Annotated in this window: 28 protein-coding genes; 9 read left to right on the top strand and 19 right to left on the bottom strand. The window is 71.5% G+C overall.

What is annotated here, in order from left to right; genetic code table 11:
- Positions 1 to 237 precede the first annotated feature (237 nt).
- Positions 238 to 1,305 (bottom strand): Zn-dependent alcohol dehydrogenase, encoded by a 1,068-nt coding sequence (locus tag ACPPVX_RS17560; protein ID WP_426571872.1) that lies wholly within the window; start codon positions 1,303 to 1,305, stop codon positions 238 to 240.
- Positions 1,306 to 1,455: 150 nt separating this feature from the next.
- Complete coding sequence (locus ACPPVX_RS17555; RefSeq protein WP_426571871.1) at positions 1,456 to 2,907, bottom strand: aldehyde dehydrogenase family protein; 1,452 nt, start codon at positions 2,905 to 2,907, stop codon at positions 1,456 to 1,458.
- A 191-nt stretch (positions 2,908 to 3,098) separates the two neighbouring features.
- On the opposite strand from ACPPVX_RS17555, the gene ACPPVX_RS17550 reads away from it, so the two are divergent.
- The gene (locus ACPPVX_RS17550; RefSeq protein WP_426571870.1) at positions 3,099 to 4,598 is read left to right on the top strand and encodes an HNH endonuclease signature motif containing protein; all 1,500 of its coding nucleotides are present in this window, start codon (positions 3,099 to 3,101) and stop codon (positions 4,596 to 4,598) included.
- 88 nt (positions 4,599 to 4,686) lie between these two features.
- Here ACPPVX_RS17550 and ACPPVX_RS17545 read toward each other — a convergent pair whose 3' ends face one another.
- The 3 genes from ACPPVX_RS17545 to ACPPVX_RS17535 are packed head-to-tail and all read right to left on the bottom strand — an operon-like array spanning position 4,687 to position 7,233.
- Complete coding sequence (locus ACPPVX_RS17545; protein ID WP_426571869.1) at positions 4,687 to 5,184, bottom strand: O-acetyl-ADP-ribose deacetylase; 498 nt, start codon at positions 5,182 to 5,184, stop codon at positions 4,687 to 4,689.
- A gap of 21 nt (positions 5,185 to 5,205) precedes the next feature.
- Positions 5,206 to 6,399: an amidohydrolase family protein gene (locus tag ACPPVX_RS17540; RefSeq protein ID WP_426571868.1), complete on the bottom strand. Its 1,194-nt coding sequence runs from the start codon at positions 6,397 to 6,399 to the stop codon at positions 5,206 to 5,208.
- Positions 6,400 to 6,432: 33 nt separating this feature from the next.
- Positions 6,433 to 7,233 carry a hypothetical protein gene (locus ACPPVX_RS17535; RefSeq protein WP_426571867.1) on the bottom strand — a complete coding sequence of 267 codons (801 nt, stop codon included), beginning with the start codon at positions 7,231 to 7,233 and terminating at the stop codon, positions 6,433 to 6,435.
- Between the two features lie 139 nt (positions 7,234 to 7,372).
- On the opposite strand from ACPPVX_RS17535, the gene ACPPVX_RS17530 reads away from it, so the two are divergent.
- From ACPPVX_RS17530 to ACPPVX_RS17520, 3 genes are read left to right on the top strand one after another with little or no spacing between them, the layout of a single operon-like run.
- Entirely contained in the window at positions 7,373 to 8,224 is an 852-nt protein-coding gene (locus ACPPVX_RS17530; protein WP_426571866.1) for a crotonase/enoyl-CoA hydratase family protein, read from the top strand.
- A gap of 14 nt (positions 8,225 to 8,238) precedes the next feature.
- On the top strand, positions 8,239 to 8,658 hold the full coding sequence (locus tag ACPPVX_RS17525) for a PPOX class F420-dependent oxidoreductase (protein ID WP_426571865.1): 420 nt from the start codon (positions 8,239 to 8,241) through the stop codon (positions 8,656 to 8,658).
- 13 nt (positions 8,659 to 8,671) lie between these two features.
- A complete protein-coding gene (locus tag ACPPVX_RS17520) occupies positions 8,672 to 9,037 on the top strand; it encodes a VOC family protein (protein ID WP_426571864.1) in 366 nt (121 codons plus the stop codon).
- 55 nt (positions 9,038 to 9,092) lie between these two features.
- On the opposite strand, the gene ACPPVX_RS17515 is transcribed toward ACPPVX_RS17520, so the two are convergent.
- The 12 genes from ACPPVX_RS17515 to ACPPVX_RS17460 form a co-directional block, all read right to left on the bottom strand.
- A complete protein-coding gene (locus tag ACPPVX_RS17515) occupies positions 9,093 to 10,235 on the bottom strand; it encodes an amidase (protein WP_426571863.1) in 1,143 nt (380 codons plus the stop codon).
- Positions 10,232 to 11,020: an enoyl-CoA hydratase gene (locus tag ACPPVX_RS17510; RefSeq protein ID WP_426571862.1), complete on the bottom strand. Its 789-nt coding sequence runs from the start codon at positions 11,018 to 11,020 to the stop codon at positions 10,232 to 10,234. The genes ACPPVX_RS17515 and ACPPVX_RS17510 overlap by 4 nt, the downstream gene beginning before the upstream one ends.
- A 112-nt stretch (positions 11,021 to 11,132) precedes the next feature.
- Entirely contained in the window at positions 11,133 to 11,594 is a 462-nt protein-coding gene (locus ACPPVX_RS17505; protein WP_426571861.1) for a nuclear transport factor 2 family protein, read from the bottom strand.
- Between the two features lie 22 nt (positions 11,595 to 11,616).
- Entirely contained in the window at positions 11,617 to 12,411 is a 795-nt protein-coding gene (locus tag ACPPVX_RS17500) for an SDR family NAD(P)-dependent oxidoreductase (protein ID WP_426571860.1), read from the bottom strand.
- A complete protein-coding gene (locus ACPPVX_RS17495; protein ID WP_426571859.1) occupies positions 12,408 to 12,758 on the bottom strand; it encodes an EthD domain-containing protein in 351 nt (116 codons plus the stop codon). The genes ACPPVX_RS17500 and ACPPVX_RS17495 overlap by 4 nt, the downstream gene beginning before the upstream one ends.
- A gap of 28 nt (positions 12,759 to 12,786) precedes the next feature.
- The gene (locus ACPPVX_RS17490) at positions 12,787 to 13,569 is read right to left on the bottom strand and encodes an SDR family oxidoreductase (protein WP_426571858.1); all 783 of its coding nucleotides are present in this window, start codon (positions 13,567 to 13,569) and stop codon (positions 12,787 to 12,789) included.
- A gap of 34 nt (positions 13,570 to 13,603) precedes the next feature.
- A complete protein-coding gene (locus tag ACPPVX_RS17485) occupies positions 13,604 to 14,539 on the bottom strand; it encodes a TIGR03619 family F420-dependent LLM class oxidoreductase (RefSeq protein ID WP_426571857.1) in 936 nt (311 codons plus the stop codon).
- 110 nt (positions 14,540 to 14,649) lie between these two features.
- A complete protein-coding gene (gene ypfJ / locus ACPPVX_RS17480) occupies positions 14,650 to 15,558 on the bottom strand; it encodes a KPN_02809 family neutral zinc metallopeptidase (RefSeq protein ID WP_426571856.1) in 909 nt (302 codons plus the stop codon).
- A gap of 37 nt (positions 15,559 to 15,595) precedes the next feature.
- On the bottom strand, positions 15,596 to 16,276 hold the full coding sequence (locus ACPPVX_RS17475) for a TetR family transcriptional regulator (RefSeq protein ID WP_426571855.1): 681 nt from the start codon (positions 16,274 to 16,276) through the stop codon (positions 15,596 to 15,598).
- A 9-nt stretch (positions 16,277 to 16,285) separates the two neighbouring features.
- Entirely contained in the window at positions 16,286 to 16,840 is a 555-nt protein-coding gene (locus ACPPVX_RS17470) for a DoxX family protein (RefSeq protein WP_426571854.1), read from the bottom strand.
- The gene (locus ACPPVX_RS17465) at positions 16,840 to 18,501 is read right to left on the bottom strand and encodes a FadD3 family acyl-CoA ligase (protein ID WP_426571853.1); all 1,662 of its coding nucleotides are present in this window, start codon (positions 18,499 to 18,501) and stop codon (positions 16,840 to 16,842) included. The genes ACPPVX_RS17470 and ACPPVX_RS17465 overlap by 1 nt, the downstream gene beginning before the upstream one ends.
- Complete coding sequence (locus ACPPVX_RS17460) at positions 18,498 to 19,136, bottom strand: cysteine hydrolase (protein WP_426571852.1); 639 nt, start codon at positions 19,134 to 19,136, stop codon at positions 18,498 to 18,500. Before ACPPVX_RS17460 ends, ACPPVX_RS17465 begins: the two co-directional genes overlap by 4 nt.
- 97 nt (positions 19,137 to 19,233) lie before the next feature.
- On the opposite strand from ACPPVX_RS17460, the gene ACPPVX_RS17455 reads away from it, so the two are divergent.
- On the top strand, positions 19,234 to 19,839 hold the full coding sequence (locus ACPPVX_RS17455) for a hypothetical protein (RefSeq protein ID WP_426571851.1): 606 nt from the start codon (positions 19,234 to 19,236) through the stop codon (positions 19,837 to 19,839).
- Positions 19,840 to 19,866: 27 nt separating this feature from the next.
- Here ACPPVX_RS17455 and ACPPVX_RS17450 read toward each other — a convergent pair whose 3' ends face one another.
- Positions 19,867 to 21,324 (bottom strand): S1 family peptidase, encoded by a 1,458-nt coding sequence (locus ACPPVX_RS17450; RefSeq protein ID WP_426571850.1) that lies wholly within the window; start codon positions 21,322 to 21,324, stop codon positions 19,867 to 19,869.
- A gap of 117 nt (positions 21,325 to 21,441) precedes the next feature.
- On the opposite strand from ACPPVX_RS17450, the gene ACPPVX_RS17445 reads away from it, so the two are divergent.
- Together ACPPVX_RS17445 and ACPPVX_RS17440 are read left to right on the top strand one after the other, a co-directional pair.
- Positions 21,442 to 22,710, top strand: coding sequence for an amidohydrolase family protein (locus tag ACPPVX_RS17445; protein ID WP_426571849.1), 1,269 nt, complete (start codon positions 21,442 to 21,444; stop codon positions 22,708 to 22,710).
- A 23-nt stretch (positions 22,711 to 22,733) separates the two neighbouring features.
- A complete protein-coding gene (locus tag ACPPVX_RS17440; RefSeq protein ID WP_426571848.1) occupies positions 22,734 to 23,549 on the top strand; it encodes an enoyl-CoA hydratase/isomerase family protein in 816 nt (271 codons plus the stop codon).
- 104 nt (positions 23,550 to 23,653) lie between these two features.
- Here ACPPVX_RS17440 and ACPPVX_RS17435 read toward each other — a convergent pair whose 3' ends face one another.
- Positions 23,654 to 24,886: a winged helix-turn-helix domain-containing protein gene (locus ACPPVX_RS17435; protein WP_426571847.1), complete on the bottom strand. Its 1,233-nt coding sequence runs from the start codon at positions 24,884 to 24,886 to the stop codon at positions 23,654 to 23,656.
- Positions 24,887 to 24,975: 89 nt separating this feature from the next.
- Here ACPPVX_RS17435 and ACPPVX_RS17430 point away from each other — a divergent pair, with 89 nt between their 5' ends.
- The gene (locus ACPPVX_RS17430) at positions 24,976 to 25,137 is read left to right on the top strand and encodes a hypothetical protein (protein ID WP_426571846.1); all 162 of its coding nucleotides are present in this window, start codon (positions 24,976 to 24,978) and stop codon (positions 25,135 to 25,137) included.
- Between the two features lie 84 nt (positions 25,138 to 25,221).
- Positions 25,222 to 26,658 (top strand): class I adenylate-forming enzyme family protein, encoded by a 1,437-nt coding sequence (locus ACPPVX_RS17425; protein ID WP_426571845.1) that lies wholly within the window; start codon positions 25,222 to 25,224, stop codon positions 26,656 to 26,658.
- The last annotated feature ends 43 nt before the right edge of the window (positions 26,659 to 26,701 follow it).

The following is a 26,701-nucleotide window of genomic DNA, read 5'->3' as shown; positions in this document are numbered from 1 at the left end:
GAGAAGGTGTCGAAGGACCGCACCACCATCGTGATCGCCCACCGCCTGTCGACGGTCCGGTTCGCCCACCGGATCCACGTGATGGAGGCCGGGCGCGTGGTCGAGTCGGGCACCCACGAGGAACTGGTCGCACGGGGCGGGCTGTACGCCGCGCTGTGGCGGGTCCAGACCGGCGAGGCCGGCAGCGATCCCACCGAGCCGGTGCTCGCGGGCGAGCCCGCGAGCACCACGCGCCGGTCAGACGAAGTTGAGCACGGCCCGGTTGAGGGAGCCGTCGTGCATGGCGTCGAGCGCCTCCTGCACCTGCTCGGGCTGGAAGGTGGCGCTGACCAGCTCGTCGAGCTTCAGCTTCCCGGCCTTGTAGAGGTCGACGAACAGGGGGATGTCGTGGTGCGGGCGGGCGGCGCCGTAGCGGCAGCCCAGGATGCTCTTGTCGTTGTAGAGCGACTGCACCACGAAGCTGGCCTCGGTGCCGAACTTCGGGACGCCGAGGAGGATGCAGCTGCCGCCCCAGTCGAGGAGGTCGACGCACTGGCGGATCAGCGCCGGATGGCCGACGCACTCGAAGGCGTAGTCGACGCCCAGCGGGCAGATCTCCTTGACCGCCGCGTTGGTGTCGACGTCGGGGCCTGCACAGATGAAGTGGGTGGCGCCGAACAGCTTGGCCGCCGCCTCCTTGGCCGGGTTGGTGTCGACCGCGATGATCGGACCGCACTGGCTCAGGGCCAGGCCCTGGAGGACGTTGAGGCCGATGCCGCCGAGGCCGATCACCAGCGCGGATGAGCCCGGCCGGGGCTTGGCCCGGTTGAGCACGGCGCCGGTGCCGGTGAGCACGGCGCAGCCGATGAGGCTGGCGCTGGCGAGCGGCACGTCGCGGTCGATGACGATGGCCTGCGTCTCGGTGACCACCGTGTACTCGGAGAACACGCCGGCGTTGGCGAACTGGAACGCCTTCTCGCCGCCGACGGTGAACGGCGCCTTGAGCTTCCCGGCCGTGTCGCGGCAGTGGGTGGGGGCGCCGCGGTCGCACGCGTCGCACCGCCCGCAGTTGCCGAGCGTGGTCAGCACGACGTGGTCGCCCACCTTGACCTTGGTGACCGATGCGCCGATCTCCTCCACGACGCCGGCGCCCTCGTGGCCGAGCACGACCGGGGGCGGGAACGGGATGGTCCCGTTCACCACCGACACGTCGGAGTGGCACAGGCCCGCCGCGTGGATCTTGACCAGCACCTCATCAGCCCGGATGCCCCGGACCTCCACGTCATCTCGAACCTCGAGCTGACCGGTCCAAACGATTGCCTTCATAGATGTGTCCCCTGTGCGATGTGAGTGGTGAATCGTGCGTGGTGCGGTCCGAGCAGCGAACCGCTCGGTCCGAGAGGTGACGGGAGCCAGTCAGCAGCCCGGCTTGAAGGCCCGGAGAGGCGGACAGCAGCGAACGAGTGAGGAGACCAACTATCCCTTCCACATGATGGATTGCATCTCGCTGTACGCGTGCAGGCCCCAGGAACCGCCGTCGCGGCCGATGCCGGAGTACTTGAACCCGCCGAACGCGGCTTCGTGGTTGCGCTGGAGGGTGTTGATGCCGACGTTGCCGGAGCGCAGGAGCTTGGCCACGGCCATGGCCTTGCCGCTGTCGTCGCTGAACACGTAGCTGTAGAGCCCGTAGGGGCTGTCGTTGGCGATGGCGATGGCCTCGTCCTCGGTGTCGAACGGGATCACCGTGATCACCGGACCGAACACCTCTTCGCGGGCGATGGTCATGGCGTTGGTGGCGTCGACCACCAGGGTGGGCGCCACGTAGAAGCCGGTGTCGAGCTCGGGGCGCTTGCCGCCGGTGGCGAGCGTGGCGCCTTCGTCGGTGGCGCTGCGGATGAGGCCCTCGACGCGGTCGCGGTGGGTGCCGGTGATGACCGGGCCGAGCACGGTGTCGCGCTCGAGCGGGTCACCGACCTTCAGGTGGCCGGCCATGCCGGTGAGCTTTCCGACCAGCTCGTCGTAGACGCCCCGCTGCACGATCACCCGGGTGGGCGAGGTGCAGATCTGGCCGGAGTGGAAGGTCCAGGTGCTGCTGACGTTGGAGATGACGTTCTTGAGGTCGGCATCGTCGAACACGATGGCCGCGCCCTTGCCGCCCAGCTCCAGCAGCGTGCGCTTCATCTGAACGCCCGCCACCTCGGCGATGCGGCAGCCGACGCCGGTGGAGCCGGTGAACGAGATCATGTCGACGTCGGGGTGGGTGGTGATGGCCTCGGCGGCCTCGACGCTGTTGGCCGACACCACGTTGACGACGCCCGCGGGGAACCCGGCCTCCTCGAACATCTCGCCCATGCGGATGATCGCCAGCGGGTCCTGCACCGGGGGCTTGATGACGACGGTGTTGCCCATGGCCAGGGCGGGGGCGATCTTGCCGGCCATGTTGGTGACCGGGAAGTTGTAGGCGGCGAGGCAGGCGACGACGCCGACCGGGGCGCGGTGCTCGACGCCGCCGATGATCCCGCCGGGGGCCAGGGCGGTGCCGGGCATGACGGCGGGCGGCAGGGCGACGAGGTTGCTCTCGGGCTCGGCGTACCGGCGGAACCGGGCCGACACCTGCGGCACCTGCATGGTCTTGGCCACGCGCATCGTGGCGCCCGTCTCGGCCTGGACCAGCGGGACCATCTCGGCGGCGTGGGCGTCCCACACGTCGGCGAAGCGGTGGAGCAGGGCCCGGCGCTCCTCCTGCGTGGTGCGCTGCCAGCTGTCGAACGCGGTCTTCGCGGCGTCGCAGGCGGCGGCGGCCTGCTCGACGGAGCCGTCGGGGGCCACCCCGACGACCTGCTCGGTGGCGGGGTTGATGATGTCGTAGCCGCTTGCGGCCTCGACCTTCTCGCCCCCGATGATCAGCCCGTACCCGGTGTCAGTCACAGTCCGAAACTGTAACGGGTTCTAGTTCTGCTCCCCACTTCGGCCGATCGTGCGGCGGTTGCCGCCCTCACCACCGGCTGGTTCCGAAGCCCGATGTCCGATGTCCGATGTCCGATGTCCGATTTGGGTCTTTCCATCCATTTCTCATGTTTCCATTGCCGATCGAACGTACGTTCGATAGGGTGAAGCCCATGACGACGACCGGCGATCTCTGCGCAGATGCACTGCGGGTGGTGAAGACGCTCGATCCAGCCGCCATGACGGGCGAGGAGGCGGCGCGGGTGGTCGCGGACCTGTCGGTCGTGGAGAAGGCCGCAGCCACGGGCCGCATGTTCGCCGCGGTGCGCGTCGCCAAGACCGATGCCTGGCGCGGGCAGGGCCACGCCTCAGCCGCGGACTGGCTGGCCGCCCAAGCCGGCATCTCCGTGAGCGCGGCGCACGCCCAGCTCGGGACCGCTCGCAAGGCCAACCAGCTGCCCAAGACCAAGGCGGCGATGGACAACGGGGAGCTCTCGCCCGATCAGGCGGGCGCGGTCACCGATGGCGCCGCGGCCGACCCCTCCGCCGAAGACGATCTGCTCGAGGCGGCGGCGAACGACACCAACAAGGCGCTCAAGGACAAGGCCGCCAAGGCGAAGGCCGCGGCCACGGACTCAGCGGAGCGCGAGCGGCAGATCCGCCGTTCGCGCTGCCGACGGATCCGAATCGGCGGCGATGGCGCCGGATCCCTGTGGATCCAGGGACCTGCGGTCGACATCGTCAAGCTGCAGGCCCTGCTGCGGCCCTTCGATGAGCAGGTGTTCCGGTCGGGGCGCACCGATGGCACCCGCGACACGTTCGACAACCGCCAGTACGACAGCTTCTTCGCCCTGGTGCACCATCTCACGGGCATCGACTTCAGCACCACGCTCACCGCAGCACCCGAGTCCGGAGCAACGCCTGCACCCAGCTCCGAACCCGAGCGGGTGCGCGCCCCGGCACCTGGTGCTGCCGGGCCGTCTCCTGCCAGGACCGGCCACGTGATGGCGCCTCGGGACACCGGCACCGACATCGACGCCGACCCCGAGGCGACGGCTCGTGCCACCGCGTCCGCCACCGCACCGAGACCGTCCCCGCCCGCTGCGGCCCCCAAGCCGCCCGGTGGGAACAACGTGAAGGTCATCGTGCGCATCGACCACGCCGCTCTCGCCCGCGGGCACACGATCGCCGGGGAGACGTGCGAAGTCGCCGGGCTGGGTCCGATCCCCGTCTCCGCCGCCAAGGAGCTGATGCGCGACGCGTTCCTCGCCGCCGTCGTCACGAAGGGTCGCGACGTCGTCAACGTCGCCCACCTCGGGCGCGGGCTCAGCGCCCACCAGCGCACCGCCATCGAAGCCATGGGCCTGCGCTGCACGAACATCGCGTGCAACAAGACCATTGCCATCCAGATCGACCACCGCGTCCCATATGCCACCGAGCAGATCACCGAGCTCTCCAACCAGGATCCGTTGTGCCCCGATTGCCACCGGCGCAAGACGCACCACGGCTGGAACCTCGAGCCCGGGCACGGAGCCCGAGCCTTCCTCCCACCCGACCCCACGCCCACCCCGACGCACGGCCACGCCACCGGTCCCGTCACCGACGCCCAGGCCGACGAGATCGAACGCCGTCTCAAGCGCCGCCTGGGGCTTGGCCAGCCCACCCGGTGCTGAACCGATGATCGGGCAGCCCGGGTCTGGCGCCGTCAGGGTGCAGCGGTCAGGCCAAGGCGGTGCCGTTGGCACCGTCAGGGCGCAGCGATCAGGCCAAGGCGGTGGCGTAGGCGCGACGGGCGGCATCGTTGAAGCAGACGAACTGGACGAGCCGCACGGCGGTCGGCGTCGACCGGACCGTGGCGACCGCGATCTCGGTGGCAGGGCCGACCGGGTACCCGTACACGCCCGTCGAGATGGCCGGGAAGGCCACGGACCGGGCGCCGACCTCGTCGGCGCGGGCCAGCGACTGCTGGTAGCAGCTCGCCAGCAGGTCGGGCTCGCCGTCGGACCCGCCGTGCCAGATCGGCCCGACCGTGTGGATCACCCAGGCCGCCGGCAGGCGGAACCCGGGCGTGACCTTGGCGCCGCCCGTCGGGCACCCGCCCAGGAGCCGGCAGGCCGCGAGCAGCTCCGGCCCGGCCGCGTCGTGGATGGCGCCGTCGACCCCGCCGCCCCCGAGGAGCGACGAGTTGGCGGCGTTGACGATCGCATCGACCTCGAGCACGGTGATGTCCCCCACGACGACCTCGAGGTGGGGTGGCATCGGTACGGCCCGGCCGGCGGGCTACTTGTCGAAGTCGAGGTCGAGGAGCTTGATGGCGTTGCCGCGGACGAGCTTGTAGATGACGTCCTCGGGCAGGTCGCGCATGAGCTTGGCTCCGACCTCGCGGCTGTTGGGCCACGTGGAGTCGGAGTGCGGGTAGTCGGTCTCGAAGCAGATGTTCTCGATGCCGCACTTCTCGATGTTCTCGAGGCCGTACACGTCGTCGAAGAAGCAGCCGTAGATCTGGCGGTAGTAGTACGTCGACGGCGGCTCGGGGACCTTGTCGCCGAAGCCACCCCACGCCCGGTTCTCCTCCCACACGTTGTCCGCCCGCTCGAGGATGTAGGGGATCCAGCCGATCTGGCCCTCGGAGTAGGCGAGCTTCAGGTCCGGCAGCTTGGCCAGCCAGCCCGAGAACAACCAGTCGGTCATCGAGCTCATGGCGTTGCCGAAGGTGAGCGTCGAGCCCACGGCCGCAGGGGCGTCGGCCGACGTCGACGGCATCTTCGACGACGAGCCGATGTGCATGTTGATGCTGGTGCCGGTCTCCGAACAGGCCCGGAAGAAGGGCTCCCAGTAGTCGTTGTGGATCGACGGGAGGCCGAGGTACGGCGGGATCTCGCTGAAGCAGACGGCGCGCACGCCGCGGGCGGCGTTGCGGTACACCTCGGCGGCCGCAAGGTCGGCGTCCCAGAGGTGGGTGATGGTCAACGGGATGAGGCGGCCGTTGCTGTCGCCGCACCACTCCTCGACCATCCAGTCGTTGTAGGCCTTGACGCAGAGGTCGGAGAGGACCTTGTCCTCGGCCTCCATGAACACCTGCCCGCAGAAGCGGGGGAAGGACGGGAAGCACATCTGGGCTTCGGTCCAGTTGGCGTCCATGTCCTCGAGGCGGGCCTTGGGGTCCCAGCACCCCTTGCGCATCTCCTCGTAGGTGATGCCCGTGACCTTCACCTCGTCGCGATCGAACCCGGCCGCGGCGGAGAGGCGGGTCTGCGGGACCTTCTTGTCCTCGTACAGCCACCAGTCGCACAGCTGACCATCATCGGACGGCTCGTAGCTGAACACGCCTCCCACGAACTTCATGTCGCCGCGCTCCTGGATGGTGCGCGGGCCGACGTCGTGGTACTTGGCGGGCAGGCGGTCGAGCCACACCCGGCCGTGCTCGATGACGTGATCATCGACCGAGATGATCTTCGGGAAGTTCTCATCCATGGGGGCAATCCTATTCGTGAACCTGACGGATCGTCAGATGTCCCAGAGTTGATCGGTGTAGGTGTCGGTGCCGGGGATCGTGGCGCGGAAGGGGGCGACGAGGACGAGCTGGCCGAGGCCGGCGGCGGTGAACTCCTCGCCGAGGGCGGCGAACCCGCCGGCGCCGCTCCACGTGGCAGGGAGGTCGTCGTCGACGAACCAGAGCTGGCAGAAGCGGTTCTCGGCGGAATCGGCCTTGACGCCCTTGGCGGCGTCGGCGGGCAGCGGGATGGCGGTGAGCTCGGCGCCCACCACGCCCGGCAGGGGGCGGGAGCGGAACCACGCGTCGACGTCGTCGAGCGTCTTGCCCTCGGCGGGCTCGCCGATGACGACCACCACGTACGGCGAGTGGTGCTCCAGCGCCAGCTCGACCGGCACGCCGTCGGGCTGCTCGAACTCGGTGCGGAACTTGTACATCAGCGTGTGGATGTGGTCACGCTCCTCGAACATGCGGTCGTTCTCGTGGAGCCACTTGACCTGCTCGCTCCCCCACTGCATCCACTGGCCGAACTTGCCGGCCAGGACCCAGTACAGGGCGAGGTACGAGCCGGTGTCGGCGTCGGGGATCACCGGCGAGTCGGCCGGGTAGCGCAGCGCCTTGAGGTCCTTGGTGGCGACGAAGCGCTGGCCGCTGATGTTCCAGGCGCCGATCATGCAGCCGGCGTAGAAGTGGTCCCGCTCGTACCAGCGGTTGTACGCCACCTCGTGGCCGCGGTGCGGCTCGACCAGGGTGACGAGCGCGCCGCCCAACCGGACCGGCCGCTCTGCCGTCTTGCCGCTTCCCAAGTCCTGCACGTGGGTCCCCTGTCGGTGCCGTGGCGATCGAAAACGAGAACGTGTTCTCGTTTTCAGTGTGCCACGCCGATCGGGAGGCCGCGCCATCGCTCGCGCGGCGACGGCGGCAGGTCGGGCACCCAGGCGCGAACATGCGGAGATGAGCACCACGTTCACCATCGAGCACCTCGACCACGTCGCCCACCTGCAGCTCAACCGGCCCGAGGCCTACAACTCGATGACCCGCGAGTTCTGGTCCGAGCTGCCCGAGGCGGTCCGGGCCCTCGACGCCACCGGCACCACCCGGGCGCTCGTGATCTCGTCGACGGGCAAGCACTTCTGCGCCGGCATGGACCTGGCGGTCTTCACCGGCGGCGCGGGCAGCGATGGGGCGGGAGCGCCCGCCGGGTCCCGGGAGACCGGGCGGGTCCGGGCCCAGCTGCGCGAGACCGTGCTCTCGCTCCAGGGCACGTTCACCGCACTCGAGCAGGCCCGCTTCCCCGTGCTGGCCGCCATCCAGGGCGGGTGCATCGGCGGCGCCGTCGACATGGTGTCGGCCTGCGACCTGCGGTACGCCAGCGCCGACGCCTTCTTCTGCGTCCAGGAGATCAACATCGGCATGACCGCAGACGTCGGCACCCTGCAGCGCCTGCCCAAGATCATCCCCGACGGCATCGCCCGCGAGATGGCCTACCGCGGCCACCGCGTCCCCGCGGCGCGGGCCCGGGAGATCGGCCTGGTCAACGAGGTGTTCGGCACCCAGGAGGAGCTCGTGGCCGGCACCCTGGCGATCGCCCAGGAGATCGCCTCCAAGAGCCCGCTCGCCATCTGGGGGACCAAGGAGATGGCCACCTACACCCGCGACCACCCGGTCGCCGACAGCCTGCGCCACATGGCGGCCTGGCAGTCCGGGATGTTCCAGCCCGCCGACATGATGGAGACGTTCGTCGCCAAGGGCGAAGGCCGCGAGCCGGCGTTCGACGACCTCCTCCCCCACGGCACCGGACTCTGAACCAGGAGATCAGCATGACCCTGCTCACCGACGAGGTCCGCACCGCGATCACCGCGGGCCGCCTGGCCCACCTCACCACGCTCAACCCCGACGGCAGCCCGCAGCTCAGCGTCGTCTGGATCGGGCTCGACGGCGACGACATCGTCATCGGCCACCTCATGGGCGGGCGGAAGGTCACCAACATCGCCCACGACCCGCGGGTGGCGCTCACCGTCGAGGCCGAGGGCAGCGCCCACGCCGGCATGGGCAACTACCTGATCGTCTACGGCACCGCCCGCCTCGACGAGGGCGGCGCCCCCGAGCTGCTCCAACGGCTGGCCGAGACCTACATCGGCCCCGGCGTGAAGTTCCCGCCCATGGCCGACCCGCCCGCGGGCCACGTCATCCGGATCACGGTCGACCGGGTCGGCGGCGTCGGCCCCTGGTCGAGCTGAGGGGCCGGGCCCGATGGCGATCATCCGGTTGGATCACGTGCAGCTGGCGATGCCGGCGGGTCGGGAGGACGAGGCCGTGGCGTTCTACGCCGGCGTGCTGGAGATCCCCCACGTCGCCAAGCCGCCGCACCTCGCGGTGCGAGGCGGCTGCTGGTTCGAGCGCGGCGACCTCAAGGTCCACCTCGGCGTCGACCCCGACTTCCGCCCCGCCACCAAGGCCCACCCCGCGTTCCTGGTCGACAGCGTGCGGGGGCTGGCGGCCGCCGTGCTCGCCGCCGGCCTGAAGGTGATCGACGACGAGCCGCTCGAGGGCTACGACCGCGTCTACGTGCTCGACCCCTTCGGCAACCGCATCGAGCTCATGGAGCCCCTCGCCTGATCCGATCGCCAGCGGCACCGAGCGCGTGCTGACGTGAAGGCACAGAGCGGTCGGCTCAGGTGACGGCGGCCTCGATGACGGCGGCGGTGGCGAGGAGGCGGGGCTCGTGGTGGTCGGGGGCGACGAGCTGGATGCTGGCCGGCATCAGGCCGCCCGACGGGACGGGGAGCGACAGCGCCGGGTGGCCGGCGAGGTTGATCGCCGGGCAGGCCGGGTTGGGGGCGACGGCGTGCCTGCCGACGCGCGCCGGGTACGCGGTCATGGTGGGCAGCACGATCAGCCCGACGGTGCCGAGCACCTCGGCCAGCTCCGAGCGCCACGGCTCGCGGCGGGCCCGGGCATCGCCCAGCTCGGCGGGGCTGATGGCCTGGGCGAAGGTGAAGCGCTCGACGAGGTCGTCGCCCAGCACCGCGTGGTGGTGGCGCCAGATGTCGTCGTTCACGATGAGCGCCTCGCCGAACAGGACGGTGATGGCCGCCGCGTGGGCCGCGTCCCAGCCGGGCAGCTCGATGTCGACCACCTCGATCCCGGCCTCGATGAGCGCCGAGTCGATGGCGGCATCGATGGTGGGGTCGGTGTCGGGGAGCCGCAGCCGCCCGGCCGTCGGGCTGGCGACGAGGGCGGTGTCGGTGAGCCGGGGGTCGAGGAGCGTGGCGCCGGCGGCCAGGTCGGCCACGTCGCGAGCGAGCACCCCGACCGTGTCGAGGGACGGGGCCAGGGGCCGCACGCCCTCCACCGGCACCAGGCCGAAGGTGGTCTTGAGCCCGGCGATGCCGCAGCACGCCGCCGGGTTCCGGATCGAGCCGGCGGTGTCGGTGCCGATGCCCACCTCGGCCTCGCCGCCGGCCACCGCGACCGCCGAGCCGCTGGACGACCCGCCCGGGATGCGGCGACGGTCGAGCGGGTTCTCGGGCGTGCCGTAGTGCGGGTTGATGCCGGTGGCACCGAAGCAGAGCTCGTGGAGGTTGGCCTTGCCCACGATCCGCGCCCCCGCGGCCCGGGCCAGCTCGAGGCACGGGGCGTCGACGGGCGCCGGCTCGGCCACGGCGGCCACCGCGGGCGACCCCGCGGTGGTGATCACGCCGGCCACGTCGATGCAGTCCTTCACGGCCACCCGGATGCCGTCGGGCGCGGCCAGCGGATCGAGGTCGGGGTCGAGCGGCGTGATCCAGGTGGCCGACGGCAGGGGCGCCGTCACCCGTGGCCCCAGCGCGGCGGACGCTTCTCGAGGAACGCGCTGATGCCCTCGGCGGCCTCGTCCATCCCGAGGTTGGCCGCCATGACCCGCGACGCGTCGGCGTAGGCGTCGACCAGCGGCAGGTCTCGCAGCCGCCAGAACGCCGCCTTGCCGAGCGCCACCGTCTCGGGAGGCTTCGAGGCGATCAGGTCCGCCAGCGCGTCCACCTCGGCGTCGAGCGACCCATCGGGCACGACCCGGTTGAGCAGGCCGATCCGCAGCGCCTCGTCGGCCGGGATCAGCGCGCCGGTGAGGAGCATCTCCATGGCCGCCTTGGGGGCGACGTTGCGGGTGAGCGCCACCATCGGCGTGGTGCAGAACAGCCCGATGTTGACCCCGGGCGTGGCGAACCGGGCCGATGCCGCGGCCACCGCCAGGTCGCACGACGCCACCAGCTGGCACCCTGCCGCCGTGGCCACGCCCGCCACCTTGGCGATCACGGGCTGGCGCAGCCGGGTGAGGGCGATCATCACCTCGGAGCAGCGGGTGAACAGGTCGTGGCGGTAGGCGTCGTCGGGCTGATCGACGATCTCGCGCAGGTCGTGGCCGGCGCTGAACGCGGGCCCCTCCCCCGCCAGCACCACCACGTGGATCGATCGGTCGGCGTCGACGCCGCTCAGCTCGGCCAGCAGGGCATCGAGCACGCCGAGCGACAGGGCGTTGCGCGCCTCCGGCCGGGCGAGCGTGAGGGTGGCGACCGGGCCCCGGTCCGAGCGGAGCACGACCGCGCCGTCGCCGCTGGTCATCGAGGGGTCCGATCGGCACGCACGCTCCGACGGTACCGGCGGGATCACCGCACCGACGACCACCGCGGCGGGTCAGACGGCGAGGAGGCGACGACGGCGACGACGGCGCCGGTCACGAGCCCGGGCGGTCGGCGATGGTGGGGTCGGCCAGGTGGTGGGACAGGTCGCCGAGGAGGTCGACGTGGAAGCGGCGCTCGGTGAAGCACCACGCGTCGTCGGCGTCGCGCCCGAAGGTGTCGACGTAGCGGCCGGCGATGATCGGCTGGAGCGGCAGCCCCTCGACGGCCTGGAGCACCACGTAGGAGGACCGGGCGATGACGGTGCCGTCGAGCGCGGGCTCGTCGAACCGGGTGTTGGCGATGAGGTGCTTGGTCCGCAGCTCGCCATCGTGGAGCTGCGTGCCGGCGCGGAAGAACTCGGCGATGGCCGGGCCGCTGGTGAGGAACGGGGGCCCGTCGCCCGCGGCCATCACGGCTCCCGAGAAGAGCTCGCCGAGGCCGTCGAAGTCGCCCGCGTCCATGAGGTCGCAGTAGCGGCCGAGCAGGTTGCGGATCCGGTCGGTGTCGGTCAGCACGAGCGCTTCGTCACCCCGTCGATCAGCCGAGCCCGAAGCCGGACTCGGAGATGGCCCGCAGCAGCGAGTCGGACTGGAGGCTGGGCAGGACGGAGCCGCCATCGATCACGATGGTCTGGCCGGTCACGTACGACGCCGCGTCGCTGGCGAGGAAGGCGATGACCTCGGCCACCTCGTCGGCCCGGCCGACTCGGCCCGCCGGCGTGCCCGACTCGGCGGCGGTCCGCCACTCGTCGTTGGTCACGACGATGTCGGTCAGCGGGGTGTGGATCATCCCCGGCGCCACGGCGTTGACCCGGATGGCCGGCGCCAGCTCGAGCGCCGCGCTCTGGGTGAGGTTGAGGACGCCGGCCTTGGCGGCCGAGTACGGCGCCTCGCCACGGGTGGGCCGCACGCCGGTGAGCGACGCGTTGTTCACGATCGAGCCCTTGCCGGCCTCGAGCATGATCGGCGCCGCGGCGCGGATGCCCAGGAAGGTCCCGGTGAGGTTGACGCCGATGAGCAGCGCCCACTCCTTGTCGGTGTAGCTGAGCAGCGGCTTGGCGGTGCCGAGGCCGGCGTTGTTCACCAGGTCGGTCAGCCCGCCCATGGCGGCGGCCGCATCGTGGATGGCGGCGTGCATGGCCTCGCCGTCGCGCACGTCGCAGGCCACCGACCGGCCGCCGATGTCGGCGGCCACGCGGGCGGCGGCGTCGCCGTCGCGGTCGAGCACGGTGACGGCGGCCCCGTCGGCGGCGAACAGGCGGCAGGTGGCCTCGCCGATGCCGGACCCGGCGCCGGTCACCAGCACCTGGCGGCCCTCGAAGCGGCCGCTCACGGCGCGGCCGTCGGGTTCTCGGGATCGATCATGACCACCTTGCCCTCGGTGAACACCACCTTGATGCTCGACGAGTCGAGGAAGTTGGCCTCGTCCTGGCGCATCATCTCGCCGTCGGGGCCGGAGATCATGGCGATGAAGTCGTCCCAGGAGGCGAAGTCCTGGACGGCGACCCCGTCCCAGCCGGACTGGTCCTGCGGCGCCGACGGGTACTGGACGTAGCCCGTGGTCAGGCCGCCGAGCCCCGGCGTCTCGCGGATCATCGGCCCGTGCTGGGTGTGCCAGTAGGTGAGGAAGTCCTCGCGGGACATCCCCTCCTTGCGCTTGACGAAGGCGAACAGCTGCATGGTCGTGCTCCTCTCGGTCGGGGTGGCGCTAGCCGTTGAACCAGTGGCCGGCGTTGACGCCGATCATCTGGCCGGTGACGGGCTTGGCCAGGGGCGAGGCGAAGAACACGGCGGTGCCGGCGATCTCCTCGGAGTGCGGCAGGTACTTGAGGCACGTCTCCGACGCCACCTCGTCGTAGACCTCCTGGAAGGTGATGCCCCGCTTCTCGGCGAGGTGGTTGAAGTACCACTCCACCGAGTCGCCGTAGATGTAGCCGGGGTGGATGCCGTTGACCCGGATGCCCTTCGGGCCCAGCTCGAGCGCCAGCGTCTTCATCACGGTCTGCAGCGCGCCCTTCGAAGCGGCGTAGGACCCCCACTTCTCCTGGATGCGCTGCGTCGACATCGTGTTGATCATGATCACGCGCCCGTCGCCCGTGGCTTCGAGGTGGGGCACGGCGGCGCGGGTCATGGCGAGCGACCCGAACAGGTTCACCTCGATGGTCTGGCGCCACCGGTCGAAGTCGGCGTCCATGAACGCCTTGGCGTCGCCGCCGTCGTAGGCGTTGTTGACCAGGATGTCGAGGCGGCCCAGCTCGGCAGCGGCCGAGTTCACCGCCTCGGTGCAGGCGGCCTCGTCGGCGATGTCGCAGACCATGGGGAAGGCCCGCACGCCGAGGGCCTCGACCTCCTCGGCCACGGCTTCGAGCCGGCTGAGCGTGCGACCGCCCAGGGCGACGCTGGCCCCTTCGCGGGCGAACGCGAGGGAGATGTCCCGGCCCATGCCGGGACCGATCCCCGAGACGATGGCGACCTTGCCTTCGAGCAACATGTGTTCTCCTGATCCGTGCGGGGGGGGGCTGGGTTCAGCCGAGTTGGGGGATGACGTCGGCGCCGAAGCGGCCGATCTGGTCGATGAGCTCGTCGAGCGAGCGCGAGCGGAGCCGGACCTGGGCCTGGCCGACGCCCATCGCCGAGAACTTCCGCAGCACGTGGGCGATCTTGTCGGGCGAGCCCGCGAGCGTCGGGGAGCCGAAGTCCCAGTCCGCCTCGCCGACGTAGACCGGCCCGACGAGGGCGCCGAAGTCGAAGTCGTCGTGGCGGCCGGCCTTGTCGCGCAGGGCCTTGATCTCGCTGATGATCTCGGGGGTGACCGGTCCTTGGGGCAGCCAGCCGTCGCCGCGCTGAGCGGCGCGGCGCAGGGCGGCAGGCGAGGAGCCGCCCACCCAGATCGGCGGCCCGTCCTCCTGGACGGCCCGCGGGTGCTGGCCCAGGTCGGCGGCGGGCCACACGGGGCCGGGCAGGGTGGCGTAGTCCTCGGCGAACGCGGCGCGCACGGCGTCGATCGACTCGTCGAGGAGGCTGCCGCGCTTGGCGAACGGGAGGCCCAGGAGGTCGAACTCGGCCTCGACGTGCCCGGCGCCGACGCCCATGATCACCCGGCCGCCGGAGATGGCATCGATGGTCGCGAAGGCCTTCGACACCATCAGCGGGTGCCGGTAGGCGGGGACGTAGACGTGGCTGAGCAGCCGGACGTCGGTGGTGATGCCGGCGAGCCAACCCAGGGTGGCCACGGTGTCCCACCACTCGGTGCCCATGACCTCGGCCTTCTCCGACGGGATGGCGATGTGGTCGCACACCCCCACGTAGAAGAACCCGGCGCGGTCGGCCGCCTGGGCGACGGCCGCGAGCTCCGGGGCTCCGGCGTGCGCCTCCCACGGCTCCACGAACGTGGTCGATTTCGACTGGATCGGGAGCTGCATGCCCACGACCAGCCGCCCCTGTGGCAAGACGGTCCCCATGAGCTGACACTGTGGCACGTTTCTAGAACGTGTTGCAGTTTTCCCCGGCGAACCTCGTCTGCGTCAGGGCGCCCCGCACCCTGGGACCGACGAAGTGGGGAGGGGGCCGGTCAGGAGAAGGTGTCGCAGCTGCTGGCGTCGCCCGACTGGAAGCCGGTGGTGAACCACTGCTTGCGCTGGGCCGAGGTGCCGTGGGTGAACGACTCCTGGTTGGCGTTCGAGCCCTGGATGGCGTCGTCGCCGACGGCCTGAGCGGCGTCGATGGCCTCGTCGAAGTCGCCGTCGTCGAGCAGCTTGTCCTGGTAGGCCGACTTGCCCCACACCCCGGCGAAGCAGTCGGCCTGCAGCTCCAGCTTCACCGACAGGGCGTTCACCTCGGCCTGCGACGCGCCCTGCTGCGCCTTGCGGACGTCGGCGTCGATGCCGAGCAGGTTCTGGATGTGGTGGCCGTACTCGTGGGCCATCACATAGGCCATGGCGAAGTCGCCCTTGAACCCGAGCTGCTTCTCGAGCTGCTCGTAGAACCCGAAGTCGATGAAGATCTCCTGCGAGGGCGGGCAGTAGAACGGCCCCGCCTCGGGCTGGCCCACACCGCAGCCGCCGGTGTCGGTGGGGGCGTCGAACACGGCCGCCTTCGGCGGGTTGAACGACTCGCCGGCGCTCTTGAAGTAGCTGGCCCAGTACTCGTTGAGCAGCGTGCCCACCTTCCCGACGAAGACGTACTGCGCGTCCTTCGACCCGTTGGTGTTGGCCGGCGCCGTGTGCTCGGTGGGCGTCTGGCCCCCGAGCTGGTTGAGGACGTCGTCGAGCCCGCCGGTGCCCGAGCCGCCACCGCCTCCGGTGGCCTGGCTGATGAACAGGCCGATCACCACCACGATCAGGGCGGGGATGCCGATCTTGGCGCCCTTGCCCCTGCCGCCCAGGATCGAGCCGAGCCCGCCCAGGCCGCCGCCGCCCGAGGCCTGGCCCCGGCGATCCTCCATCTGGAAGTCGTCGCCATCGACGTCATCGAGCTTCATGCAGGCCTCCAGCCGTCAGCTGCCTGGGGTGAGCGGGTCAGGTGGCGGGCTTCTGGCCGGTGACCGACCAGTAGACGATGCGAGCCATGGTGGCCTGCAGATCGTCGGCGCGCACGCCCCACAGCTCGAACCCGAGCCGGTGGGCCGACACGTGGGCGAGCATGGCCACCAGGACGCCGGCGATCGCGTCGGGCGCGATGTCGGGCTGGCCCTTGCCGGCCTTCTGGTGCTCCTTGGCCGCCGCCGCCAGGGAGTTGTTGAGATCGTTGAGCAGGTGGATGCGGATGTTGGCGAAGCGCGGGTCGCCTTCGTCGGTGGCCAGGTCGATCACCCGCAGGACCGGCTGGTGCTGGCCCCAGAAGGTGAGCATGGCGCCGGCGAGGGCTTCGGCGCCCTGGTAGCCGGCCTTCCCCTTCCACGAGTTGGCGGTGACGAGGTCGGCGAACTGCTCCACCCCGGTGGCCACCATCTCGTCGGCCAGCACCAAGATGGCCGACTCCACGTCGGGGAAGTACTGGTAGAAGGTGGCCGGGGAGGTACCGGCCTCGCGGGCGATGTCGACCACCTTCAGGTCCCGGTACGACGTGGTGCGCAGCATGTCGGCCGTGCAGTCGAGGAGCCTCTGGCGGGTGGCCTGGCCGCGACGGCCGGGCACCCTCCCATCGGCGGCTCGGGGCTCCTCGGCCGGTTCCGTCTGGCTCACCTGGTCAGCGGTCACGGGGCGAGGCTACGCGTCCGACGCGGCGGGGGCGTCCGGCCGGTAGAAGGCCACGAGGAGACCGACCCCGGAAGCGACGCCGAGGACGACGGCGATGGCGAACGCGGTGAACGGCTTGAAGGCGAAGTCGAGGCCCAGCGCCCAGTCGAGCGAGTGCTTGCCGGGGCTCACCGAGGCGATGAAGACGGCGAAGGTGCCCAGGATCGAGACGTACTCCCAGCCCGAGTCGCTCCAGTACCCGTGGGGCCGGTGGTTGGTCCACGCCGCCACGAGCAGGACGCCGACGTAGCCGGCCGCCGCGAACGGGGTGAGCAGTCCGAGGATCATCATGATCCCGCAGGCCAGCTCGGTGGCCGAGGCGAGGACGGCGTGGATCATCCCGTTGGGCTTCATGCCCAGCGAGTCGAACCAGCGGGCGGTCCCGGCCAGCTTCCCGCCGAGGAAGATGTGCTTGTACCCGTGGGCGGCGAAGGTGGCCCCCACGATCACCCGGACCAGCAGGGTGATCGTGCTGAACGAGTCCCAGTAGTTGGAGGGCAGGCTGGCGGTGGCGAACAGGGACATCAGGGGGCCTCCTCGAGGCGCTTGCGGAGCTCGAACTTCATGACCTTGCCGCCCGGGTTGAACGGCAGGGCGTCGACGACGTGGACCTGCCTGGGCGCTTTGTAGTTGGCCATGTTCTGGCGGGACCAGGCGATGATCTCATCGGGATCGGGGGTGGTGCCGGTGGTGGCCACCACGAACGCGGCGGCCACCTCGCCCTGGCGCTCGTCGGGCACGCCGATCACGGCGACCTGGGCGATGTCGGGGTGGGCGAGGAGGAGGTTCTCGATCTCGGCCGGGTAGGCGTTGAAGCCACCGACGATGAAGAGGTCCTTCATGCGGTCGGTGATGCGCAGGTAGCCGCGGTCGTCCATGACACCCACGTCGCCGGTGTGCAACCACCCGTCGGCGTCGATCGTCTCGGCCGTGGCGTCGGGGTTCTCGAAGTAGCCGCGCATGACGTTGTAGCCCCGGATGACCACCTCGCCCGGCTCGCCGGCCGGCATCGCGTTGCCGTCGGGGTCGACCACGAGGACCTCGATGCCGGGCATGGCGCGGCCCGAGGTGGTGGCGATGGTGGTGGCGTCGTCGCTGCGGCGGCACATGGTGGCGAAGCCGCACGCCTCGGTGAGGCCGTAGGCGGTGATCACCGTGTCGAAGCCGAGGTCGGTGCCCATCTGCTCGACCAGGCTCACCGGGACCGACGCCGCGCCGGTGACGGCGAGGCGCAGGCTCGAGGAGTCGAGCTGGTCGCGGTCGGGGTGGTTCAGGATGGTCTGGTAGAGCGTGGGCGGCCCGGGGACCATGGAGATCCGCTGCTCGGTGATGAGCTGCATCGCCCCCGGCACATCGAACACGGGCATCGGCACGAGCACGCCGCCGGTGACGAGCCAGGCGATGATGCCGGCCTTGTACCCGAACGAGTGGAAGAACGGGTTGATGGCGAGGTAGCGGTCGGTCTCGTCGAGGCCGACCACGTTGGCCCAGGTGGCCACGGTGCGCAGCGTCTGGGCGTGGGCGCAGATCACGCCCTTGGGCTTGCCGGTGGTGCCCGAGGTGAAGAGCAGGTCGGCGACCGTGTCGGGGGTGATCTGGGCCCGGCGGGCCGCGAGGTCGGCGTCGGGCGTGCCGTCGGCCGCGGCGAGGAACGCGTCCCAGGACTCGGCCTGGGCGGGGAGCTCCTGGCCGGCCTCGGTTCGGAGCACGACGATGCGCTCGAGGTGCGGGAGGTCGTGGCCGTCGAGCATGCCGACGTAGCGGTTGTCGAGGAAGCCGTCGACCGTGATCAGGATCCGGGCCCGGCTGCGGCCCAGGATGTCGCCCGCCTCGGCGCCCTTGTACCGGGTGTTCAGCGGTACGAGCGCGGCGCCCGCCGACTGGAGGCCGAGGACCGCCACCACCCACTCGGCGCAGTTGGGCGCCCAGATGGCGACCCGGTCGCCGAGCTCGATGCCCGCGGCGAGGAACGCCTTGGCCGCCCGGTCGATCTCGGTGCCCAGCTCGTGCCAGGTCCAGGTGCGGTCGCCGTCGACGACGGCCTCTCGGTCGCCGCCGCGGGCGACGGCATCGACCGTGGCCGCGGCGATCGTGCCCCAGCGCAGGTCGGCGCGGGGATCGTCACCGTCGGGATCGGGGTCGCCGGCAGACCCGCCCGGCGCGGGATCGGTGGGCGCATCGGTCATGACCGCTCCTCGGCGAGATCGTTCCAAGCCCCGACGACGGCGTCGACCGTGGTCACCGTGGCCAGCAGGGCGAGGGTGTTGTCGATGACCGCATCGGCGTACGCCGCCGGGATGCCGCACACGGCGTCTCGGGGCAGGACCACCTGGTAGCCGAGGTTCACCGCGTCCATCACGAGGTTGGTGATGGCCACGTTGACCGACACCCCGGTGACGATGATCGTGGTGACGCCGAGGTTGCGCAGGACCGGGTCGAGGTCGGTGCCGGCCATGGGGTTGAGGCCGTGCAGCCGGCTCAGCACCAGGTCGCTGGGCTCCGGGCCGAGCGCCGGCACCACCGACGCCTCGAACGAGCCCGGGAGCATCGAAACCGGCGAGCGCTGGAGCCCGAGGAAGAGCCGGGCGTTGGTGTTGGCGCCGGCCCCGTCGGCGCGCCGAGCGAAGGTGGCGTGGACGACCGGGACGCCGGCGGCGCGGGCGGCGCCGCACAGCACCGCCAGCCGGTCGATCATCGGTGCGGCCACGGCGGCGAGCTCCGGCAGCGTGGAGCGCTCGCCCACCACCCCGTTCTGCACCTCGGAGGTGACGACGGCAGCGGTGCCGGAGGCGACGAGGTCAGCGATCGAGGGGGCAGGCATACGGGGGGCGAGCGTAACTGACGCCCCGTCAGGCGGGCGCGAGGTCCGCCCGCGGCGGCGGACACCTCGGTCGGCGGCGCCGCCCTAGCCTCCCCGCATGGGGAACCGGGCTGTGGGAGGTGCCGTCGGTGCGGGGTGCGCGGGGTTCTCCCTCGTCGGCATCCTGCTGGCGGTGGGCATCACCGTCTGGCTCGGGTCACAGGCCACGACGGGCGTCTCCGGGCCGAAGCACCGGCCCAGCAGCACCGGCCCAGGCGGAGCAGACATCTCGCCCAGCGTCGACCCCAACCTGACCCTGCCCGGCGCCACCCTGGCCCGAGCGACGCTCACCACCGCCAAGGCGGCGCCGCTCGGCGCCGGCGGCGGCACGGTCGCGCTGACGGGCACGAACTTCCCGCCGGGCCCGATCTCGGTGACGGCCTGCCTCTCCGGTGGCTTCCGGTCCTCGAACGGGCTGGCGGGGTGCGATGTGACGACGACGGCCACGGCCACCGTCGCAGCCGACGGATCGTTCCGGCTGACCTATCCGGTCAAGCGGGTGCTCGACGTGCTCGACACGCCCAACGACTGCGCCGCCTTCGAGGGAGCCTGCTCGGTCGTCGCCCATCCCGCCGACGCGTTCGACGACGGCCCCGGGGTCCCGCTCACCTTCGCCGCCGGGCTCCCCCCGGTCGACGGGGCGGAGGCGCCGCCGACCCCCTGAGCCGGCGGATCGGCTGCCGGCGGGTGGTCAGGCGGGCTCGACCGCGAGCCGGTACACGGTGGGCGACGCATCGGCCGCGAACACCAGCACGTGGTACGTGCCGGCGGCCCCGGCCGTGAAGCGCGTGTAGGCATCGGCGCCGAGGAGCCCGCCGCCATCGTCGTCGTACTCGTCGGCCTGGTCCCACGGCTGCCCGGGGGCCGCCACGACGAAGGCCATGTCGCCCGAGGGCGCCGACGCCGTCAGCAGCACCCGCTCACCGGCCGCGAGGTCGACGGCGTACGCGTCGATGGCGTCGAGGTAGTCGACCGTGCCGTCGACGTCGTCGCCCGGGGCCACGTGCTGCTCAGGCGGGATCGGGTCGACCTCGAAGCTCGGCGGCGAGGTCGTCACCTCGAGGTCGGCGCCTCCGGGCGCGTCGCTGCCGACGAGCAGCAGCTTGTCGTAGCCCCGTTCGACGTCGGCCCGCACCGCCCCCGTGCCGTCGGGCGTGAGCGTCGCCACGTCCTCGTCGGTCAGCGACCAGAACCCGCCGTGCTGGGCGGCGGCGGTGGCCGCGGCGTTGCGCGCCTGGATGTACCAGCCGGGGTCCGAGACGGCGATCCGGGGCTGGGGGCCCTTGACCGTCGCCGAGAGGTGATCGACCCCCTCCTCGCCCGAGACGTAGAGGACGGCGATGTCGTCGGGGCCGTCGACGTGGATCGAGTGGTGGATCGATGAGCCCGAGTCCGGGATCGGCACCCACTCCGTCTTCTGGCCGGCCCGCATCCGGGCCAGGGCCTTCACCGCGTCGGGCCCGCTGAGCGAGAGCGCCACGTCCTTGTCGGCCTCCAGCGCGGAGATGCCGACGATGCGGCCCTGCTGGTCGACCATGGCGCCGCCGCTCTGGCCCTCGGGGATCTTCACGTGGGCCTGCAGGTAGTCGAGGCCCCAGGACCCGGCGTACCGGTGGCGCGTCATCGTGCCCGCCTGCACCTCGGCCTTCGGGCTGCCCGCCTCCTGGTCGCCCGGGAAGCCCACCAGGTAGATCGGGTCGCGGGAGCGGAGGTCGTCGGGATCGTCGAGCGTGCGGGCCGGGCGGCTGGTCTTGATGGGACCGAGCAGCGCCAGGTCGGCCACCAGGTCGATGCCCGCCACCGGGACGCCGCGGTGGCGCTCCCCGCCCTCGAAGGCCAGGTCGACCGTGTCGAACGGATCGACCACGTGGGCGTTGGTCACGAGGTAGCCGTCGGCCAGCAGGATCGCCGACCCGGTGGCGAAGGGGGTGTCGACGAGGGCCAGCGAGGAGCGGGTGGCCGCGAGCGCCTCGCCGGCATCGTGCACCGGCGCGACCGCGACGGTGGTCGTCGTGGCACCGCTCCCGGCCGGAGCGGGGACGGTGCCGGTCATGGATCCACCCGACACGGTGCACCCCGTGACCGCCGTCGCGACCACGATCGAGAGGCAGGCCAGGACCACCGGGAGCCGCGAGGGCGTGCGCCGCATCGGGACATGGTGGCAGTTGCCCCTCCGTCGCCGGCAAGCCGGGCTGGAGATGTACGGGCGCCCCGGGTCTCGGGGTAGCATCTGACGGACCGTCAGAAACCCTGAGAGGGGCACCCCGTGGCCCAACTGCCGCAGATCATCAGCGTCGACGACCACGTCGTGGAGCCCGCGCACGTGTGGGAGAACTACCTCCCCATGCGGTTCAAGGCCGACGGCCCGCACGTCGAGCGCCGCGGCATCGGCGCCATGGCCCACATCGGCGGCGGCGTCTACGAGCAGGAGTTCGACCCCGACGGCCGCCCGGCCGACTGCTGGGTGTTCGGCGATCTCGTCTACATCCACAAGCGCCACGTCGCCGCCGTCGGGTACTCCCGCGACGAGATGACCATGACGCCGATGACCTACGACGAGATGCGCCCCGGTTGCTACGACCCCAAGGCCCGCGTCGCCGACCAGAAGGTCAACCACGTCGAGGCCTCGCTGTGCTTCCCGACGTTCCCGCGGTTCTGCGGCCAGACCTTCACCGAGCACCCCGACCGAGAGCTCGGCCTGGCGTGCGTGCAGGCCTACAACGACTGGATGGTCGAGGAGTGGTGCGGCGATTCGAACGGCGCCCTCATCCCGCTGATCATCGTCCCGCTCTGGGACGCCGAGCTGGCCGCCGCCGAGGTCCGGCGCAACGCCGAGCGCGGCGTCCACGCCGTGTGCTTCTCCGAGATCCCGCCCCACCTCGGGCTGCCGTCGATCCACTCCGGCTTCTTCGACCCGTTCATCGCGGCGTGCCAGGAGACCGAGACCACGATCAACATGCACATCGGCTCGTCGTCGCGGATGCCCGCCACCTCCGGTGACGCCCCCGTCGCCGTCGCGGCCTCGCTGTCGTTCAACAACTCGATGGCCTCGATGAGCGACTGGCTCTTCAGCGGCAAGCTCGTCCAGTTCCCCGATCTGAAGATCGCCTACAGCGAGGGCCAGATCGGCTGGATCCCGTACCTGCTCGAGCGGGTCGACGACGTGTGGCGCGAGCACCGGGCCTGGGGCGGCGTGAAGGACCTGATCCCCGAGCCGCCGTCGAGCTACTACTACCGCAACGTGTTCGGCTGCTTCTTCCGCGACCGCCACGGGCTGGTGTCGCTCGACGTCGTCGGCGAGGACAACGTCACGTTCGAGACCGACTACCCCCACACCGACTCCACGTGGCCCCACACCAAGGCCGTGGCCGAGACCCTCGTCGACGGCCTCACCGAGGAGCAGATCTACAAGGTCATGCGCGGCAACGCCATCCGCATGCTGCACCTCGACCTCGATGCCGACCACGTGCCGTCCACCGACCCGTCGCCCGTCCACTTCGGCGTCGACGAGCTGGCCACCGGCGCCGACGCCTGACCAGCCCCGGTACCTTCTCGCGCATGGCCAGCACCGACACCCCCGAGTTCGAGACGCTCCGCTACGAGCAGCGCGGCGCCGTCGGCTGGATCTGGTTGGACCGCCCCGACCGCTACCACGCCTTCAACAAGGTGATGTGCGACGAGCTGTCGGGCCTGTGGCGGACGCTCCGCACCGACGATTCGGTGCGCTCGGTGGTCCTGTCGGCTACCGGCGACAAGGCGTTCTGCACCGGCATCGACCGCGACTTCGTGCCTGCCGAGGGCGGCGTCGAGTACGAGTTCACGCCCTACACCTACGACGACCCCGGCAAGCTCCTCGGTCCCAAGGCCAACGACTTCTGGAAGCCCGTCGTCTGCGCCGTCAACGGCATGGCCTGCGGCGGCGCGTTCTACCTGCTCGGCGAGGTCGACATCCTCATCGCCGCCGACCACGCCACGTTCTTCGACCCACACGTCACCTACGGCATGCCGGCCGTCTACGAGCCGCTGCTGATGATGCACCGGGGCATGCCCTTCGGCGAGGTGCTGCGCATGACCCTGCTCGGCAACCACGAGCGGCTGTCGGCGGCCCGGGCCCTCGAGATCGGCCTGCTGTCTGAGGTCTGCGCCAGCGACCAGCTCGAGGAGCAGGCCGCCTGGCTGGCCGACACCATCGCCGCCGCCCCCGCCGGACCGATGCAGGCCACCCTGCGCACCCTCTGGGCCGGCCGCGAGCTCAGCCGCGGCCAGGCGCTCGACCTGGGCAACACCTTCCTCAACCTCGGCATGTCCGCCGAGTCGATGGCCGAAGGCCAGAAGGTCTTCCAAGGCGAGCGCGCCAAGCCCCGCATCCGCTAACCCCTCCCCTTTTTTCTGGTCGATCTTCCCCGCGTGAGGGGGATCATCGACCAGAAGATCCGAGCACCTCAGCTTTGTGGTCGATCTTCCCCGCGTGAGGGGGACTATCGACCAGAAACGGCGGCAGCTGCGGCGATGAGCGCCGGGGCGAGATCGCCTCTGGGCATGACCTCGACGCCGTCGAGGCCCAAGAACGCGGCGAGCGATGACAGCTCCGCGGTGAGCTCGTCGGCCACCTGCACCGTGCGGGCCGTGGTGTCGAGGACGTGGTCCTCGGCGAAGGCGCTCTGGACGAGGAGCACGCCGGCCTGGCGGTCGGCCTTCAGGTCGACCCGGGCGACGAGGTGCCCGTCGAGCAGGAACGGCAGCACGTAGTAGCCGTGGACCCGCTTCTCCTTCGGGACGTAGATCTCGATGCGGTAGCGGAAGCCCCAGATGCGCTCGGTGCGGGCCCGCTCCCACACCAAGGAGTCGAACGGCGACAGCAGGGCCCGGCCCTTGGGGTTGTTCGGGCGCCGGGCGTCGGGGTGCAGGTAGGCGGGGTCCTTCCAGCCCTTCACCTCGGCGGGGAGGAGGCGACCCTCGTCGACCAGCTCGGCCAGCAGCGGGCGCGATTCGGGGATGTTGAGCCGGAAGTAGTCGGCGAGGTCGCGGGCGGTGCCGATCCCGTGGGACCGGGCCCCGATCACGAGCAGCTCCTTGAGCGCGTCGGGGCGGGCGGGGGTGGGCACGTCGAGCACCCACGCCGGCAGGTACCGCTCGGGCCGGGCGTACCAGCGCTCGAAGTTTGCGCCGCGCCGGGCGGTCACCTGTCCGCTCCAGAACAGGTACTCGAGGGCCAGCTTCCCCGGGCTCCAGCCCCACATGCCCTCGGACCGCTCGCCGCCGCCCTCGATCATCGCCGTGGTCATCGGGCCCCGTTCGGCCACCTGGGCCAGCACCGAGGCGACCAGCGCCGGGTGGTCGCGGGCGATGGCGGCCACCCCGCCCCACGTGCCGCGTCCCTCGCGCGCGTCGTCCATGCGCCAGCGCAGCAGGGGCTGGAGCGCCACCGGCACGTGGGATGCCTCGTGCGCCCAGTACTCGAACAGGTCGCCGGCCTTGGTCATCGAGGGGATGAGGTCTCGTCGGTGCGGACCCAGACGGGCGAACAGCGGGAGCTCCTGCGAGCGGACGACCACGTTGACCGAATCGATCTGGATGAGGCCCACCCGGTCGAGCACCCGGCGGCCGTGCCGGCGGTCGACGGATCCTCCGGGCGGCCGATCGGCGAAGCCCTGCGCACCGAGGGCGATGCGCCGCGCCTGGTCGGCCGAGAGGGTGACGGGCGCGGCCATGGCTGGTCATCATGGCGGACGCGGCGCCGATCGCGGCGCGGCGATCCGATCGGGCAGGATGGACGGGAGAGCTCACCGGAGGATCCCGCATGCGCCGCCGAACCCGTACCGTCCTCGCCGCCCTGGCCGTCGTGGCCGGGCTCGCCGTGCTCTCGGGCTGCGGCGGCCGCACCGACAGCGGCAACCCCGGCAACCCGGCGGGTGACGTGACCACCACCCTGTCCACCGACACCTCCATCCCGTCGGGCTGACGACCCGTCTGGTCCGAGCCGGCGTCGCTAACGTCGGCAGCCGTGCCCTCAGCCGCGCCGCCTGATCCCCACGATTCGGCCTACGTGCCTGCCACCGTGGCCTGGGCGGCGCAGCGGTTCGGGGAGCGCCCGGCGTTCGTCGATCCCGACGGCTCGCGGCTCACCTACACCCAGCTCCACGAGCGCAGCGACGAGGTGGCGGCCGGCATGGCCGCCAAGGGCATCGGTCCCGGGGCGGTCGTCGCCCTAACCCTCCCGTCCGACTCGGCGTGGGTGGTGGCGTACGCAGCGGCGGCCAAGGTGGGCGCCGCGGTCGCGGGCGTGAACCCCCGGCTCACCGCGGTGGAGCAGGTGGCGTGCCTCGACCGGGTGGAGCCGGACCTGGTGCTGGCCGAAGCGGGCGACGTGCAGGCCCTGGCCCGGACGGGTGGCCGCCCAGATCCGATCGCGCCCGATCGGGACCGGCCCGTCGCCATCGTGTTCACCTCGGGCACCACCGGGATCCCCAAGGGCGCCTGGTTCACCGATCGCCAGCTCCACGCCGTCACCACCTACGACGTGGGCGGCGCCGTGGGCACGGATCGGCTGATCCCCCAGTACGGCGCGACCCAGTTCGCCCACGTCGGGTTCACCACCAAGCTCCCGTGGTACCTGCGCATGGGCACCACCACCCACCTCCTCGCCCGGTGGCGGGCGGGCGACGTGCTCGACCTGATCGAGCGGGAGCGCCTGGCCACCCTCGGCGGTGTCGCCCCCCAGGTGGCCCTGATGCTGCGCGACCCCGACTTCGACCGGCGCGACCTGTCGTCGGTGAACCTCATCGTCATGGGCGGCGCCGCCTCACCGCCTGCGCTCGTCCACGAGGCCCGCCGACGCTTCGGCGCGGCGTACTCGATCCGCTGGTCGTCCACGGAGTCCGGCGGCGTGGGCACGGGGACCGCACCCGACGCGCCCGACGACGAAGCGCTCCACACCGTGGGGCGAGCGCGGCCGGGCATCGGCGTGCAGGTGCGCGGCACCGACGATCTGCCCCTCCCCCACGGCGAGGTCGGCGCCGTGTGGCTCCGGTCCGACGCCTCCATGTCGGGCTACTGGCGCAACCCGGAGGCCAGCGCCGACGCCCTGGTCGACGGCTGGCTGCGCACCGGCGACCTCGGCACGGTCGACGCCACCGGCCTGCTGACCCTCGCCGGCCGGCAGGGCGAGATGTTCATCCGCGGCGGCTACAACGTGTTCCCCTCCGAGGTGGCGGGCGTGCTGGCATCGCACCCCGACGTGGCCGACGTGGCCCTCATCCCCCGCTCCGACGACGTGCTCGGCGAGATCGGCGTGGCCGTGGTGGTGCCCGCCGACCCGGCGGCTCCGCCCACGCTGGCCGAGCTCCGCCACCACGCCGAGGCCAGCCTGGCCCACCACAAGCTGCCCGAGGCCCTGCTCCTCGTCGACGAGATCCCGCTCACGGCCATGCAGAAGGTCGATCGGCGCCGGCTGGCCCGCCTGGTCGACCCGCCGCAGATCTGACGACCCGTCAGGTCACCTCGTACGCTGCGGCCAGCGTCGCACC

Origin of the sequence: Aquihabitans sp. McL0605, from assembly GCF_049993875.1 — a bacterium.
In the GTDB taxonomy this organism is placed as follows: Bacteria; Actinomycetota; Acidimicrobiia; order Acidimicrobiales; family Iamiaceae; genus Aquihabitans.
This window is presented reverse-complemented; position numbering and strand designations above follow the sequence as displayed.

Coding starts and splice junctions, on each gene's coding strand:
- ACPPVX_RS17495 (WP_426571859.1), bottom strand. CDS start 12,758: ATGCAGCTGTTCGCCTTCGTCAAGCGCAAGGAGGGGATGTCCCGCGAG.
- ACPPVX_RS17550 (WP_426571870.1), top strand. CDS start 3,099: ATGACGACGACCGGCGATCTCTGCGCAGATGCACTGCGGGTGGTGAAG.
- ACPPVX_RS17470 (WP_426571854.1), bottom strand. CDS start 16,840: ATGTCCCTGTTCGCCACCGCCAGCCTGCCCTCCAACTACTGGGACTCG.
- ACPPVX_RS17430 (WP_426571846.1), top strand. CDS start 24,976: ATGCGCCGCCGAACCCGTACCGTCCTCGCCGCCCTGGCCGTCGTGGCC.
- ACPPVX_RS17545 (WP_426571869.1), bottom strand. CDS start 5,184: ATGCCACCCCACCTCGAGGTCGTCGTGGGGGACATCACCGTGCTCGAG.
- ypfJ (WP_426571856.1), bottom strand. CDS start 15,558: ATGAAGCTCGATGACGTCGATGGCGACGACTTCCAGATGGAGGATCGC.
- ACPPVX_RS17540 (WP_426571868.1), bottom strand. CDS start 6,399: ATGGATGAGAACTTCCCGAAGATCATCTCGGTCGATGATCACGTCATC.
- ACPPVX_RS17485 (WP_426571857.1), bottom strand. CDS start 14,539: ATGGGGACCGTCTTGCCACAGGGGCGGCTGGTCGTGGGCATGCAGCTC.
- ACPPVX_RS17460 (WP_426571852.1), bottom strand. CDS start 19,136: ATGCCTGCCCCCTCGATCGCTGACCTCGTCGCCTCCGGCACCGCTGCC.
- ACPPVX_RS17435 (WP_426571847.1), bottom strand. CDS start 24,886: ATGGCCGCGCCCGTCACCCTCTCGGCCGACCAGGCGCGGCGCATCGCC.
- ACPPVX_RS17525 (WP_426571865.1), top strand. CDS start 8,239: ATGACCCTGCTCACCGACGAGGTCCGCACCGCGATCACCGCGGGCCGC.
- ACPPVX_RS17490 (WP_426571858.1), bottom strand. CDS start 13,569: ATGTTGCTCGAAGGCAAGGTCGCCATCGTCTCGGGGATCGGTCCCGGC.
- ACPPVX_RS17560 (WP_426571872.1), bottom strand. CDS start 1,305: ATGAAGGCAATCGTTTGGACCGGTCAGCTCGAGGTTCGAGATGACGTG.
- ACPPVX_RS17530 (WP_426571866.1), top strand. CDS start 7,373: ATGAGCACCACGTTCACCATCGAGCACCTCGACCACGTCGCCCACCTG.
- ACPPVX_RS17465 (WP_426571853.1), bottom strand. CDS start 18,501: ATGACCGATGCGCCCACCGATCCCGCGCCGGGCGGGTCTGCCGGCGAC.
- ACPPVX_RS17510 (WP_426571862.1), bottom strand. CDS start 11,020: ATGACCAGCGGCGACGGCGCGGTCGTGCTCCGCTCGGACCGGGGCCCG.
- ACPPVX_RS17450 (WP_426571850.1), bottom strand. CDS start 21,324: ATGCGGCGCACGCCCTCGCGGCTCCCGGTGGTCCTGGCCTGCCTCTCG.
- ACPPVX_RS17520 (WP_426571864.1), top strand. CDS start 8,672: ATGGCGATCATCCGGTTGGATCACGTGCAGCTGGCGATGCCGGCGGGT.
- ACPPVX_RS17440 (WP_426571848.1), top strand. CDS start 22,734: ATGGCCAGCACCGACACCCCCGAGTTCGAGACGCTCCGCTACGAGCAG.
- ACPPVX_RS17455 (WP_426571851.1), top strand. CDS start 19,234: ATGGGGAACCGGGCTGTGGGAGGTGCCGTCGGTGCGGGGTGCGCGGGG.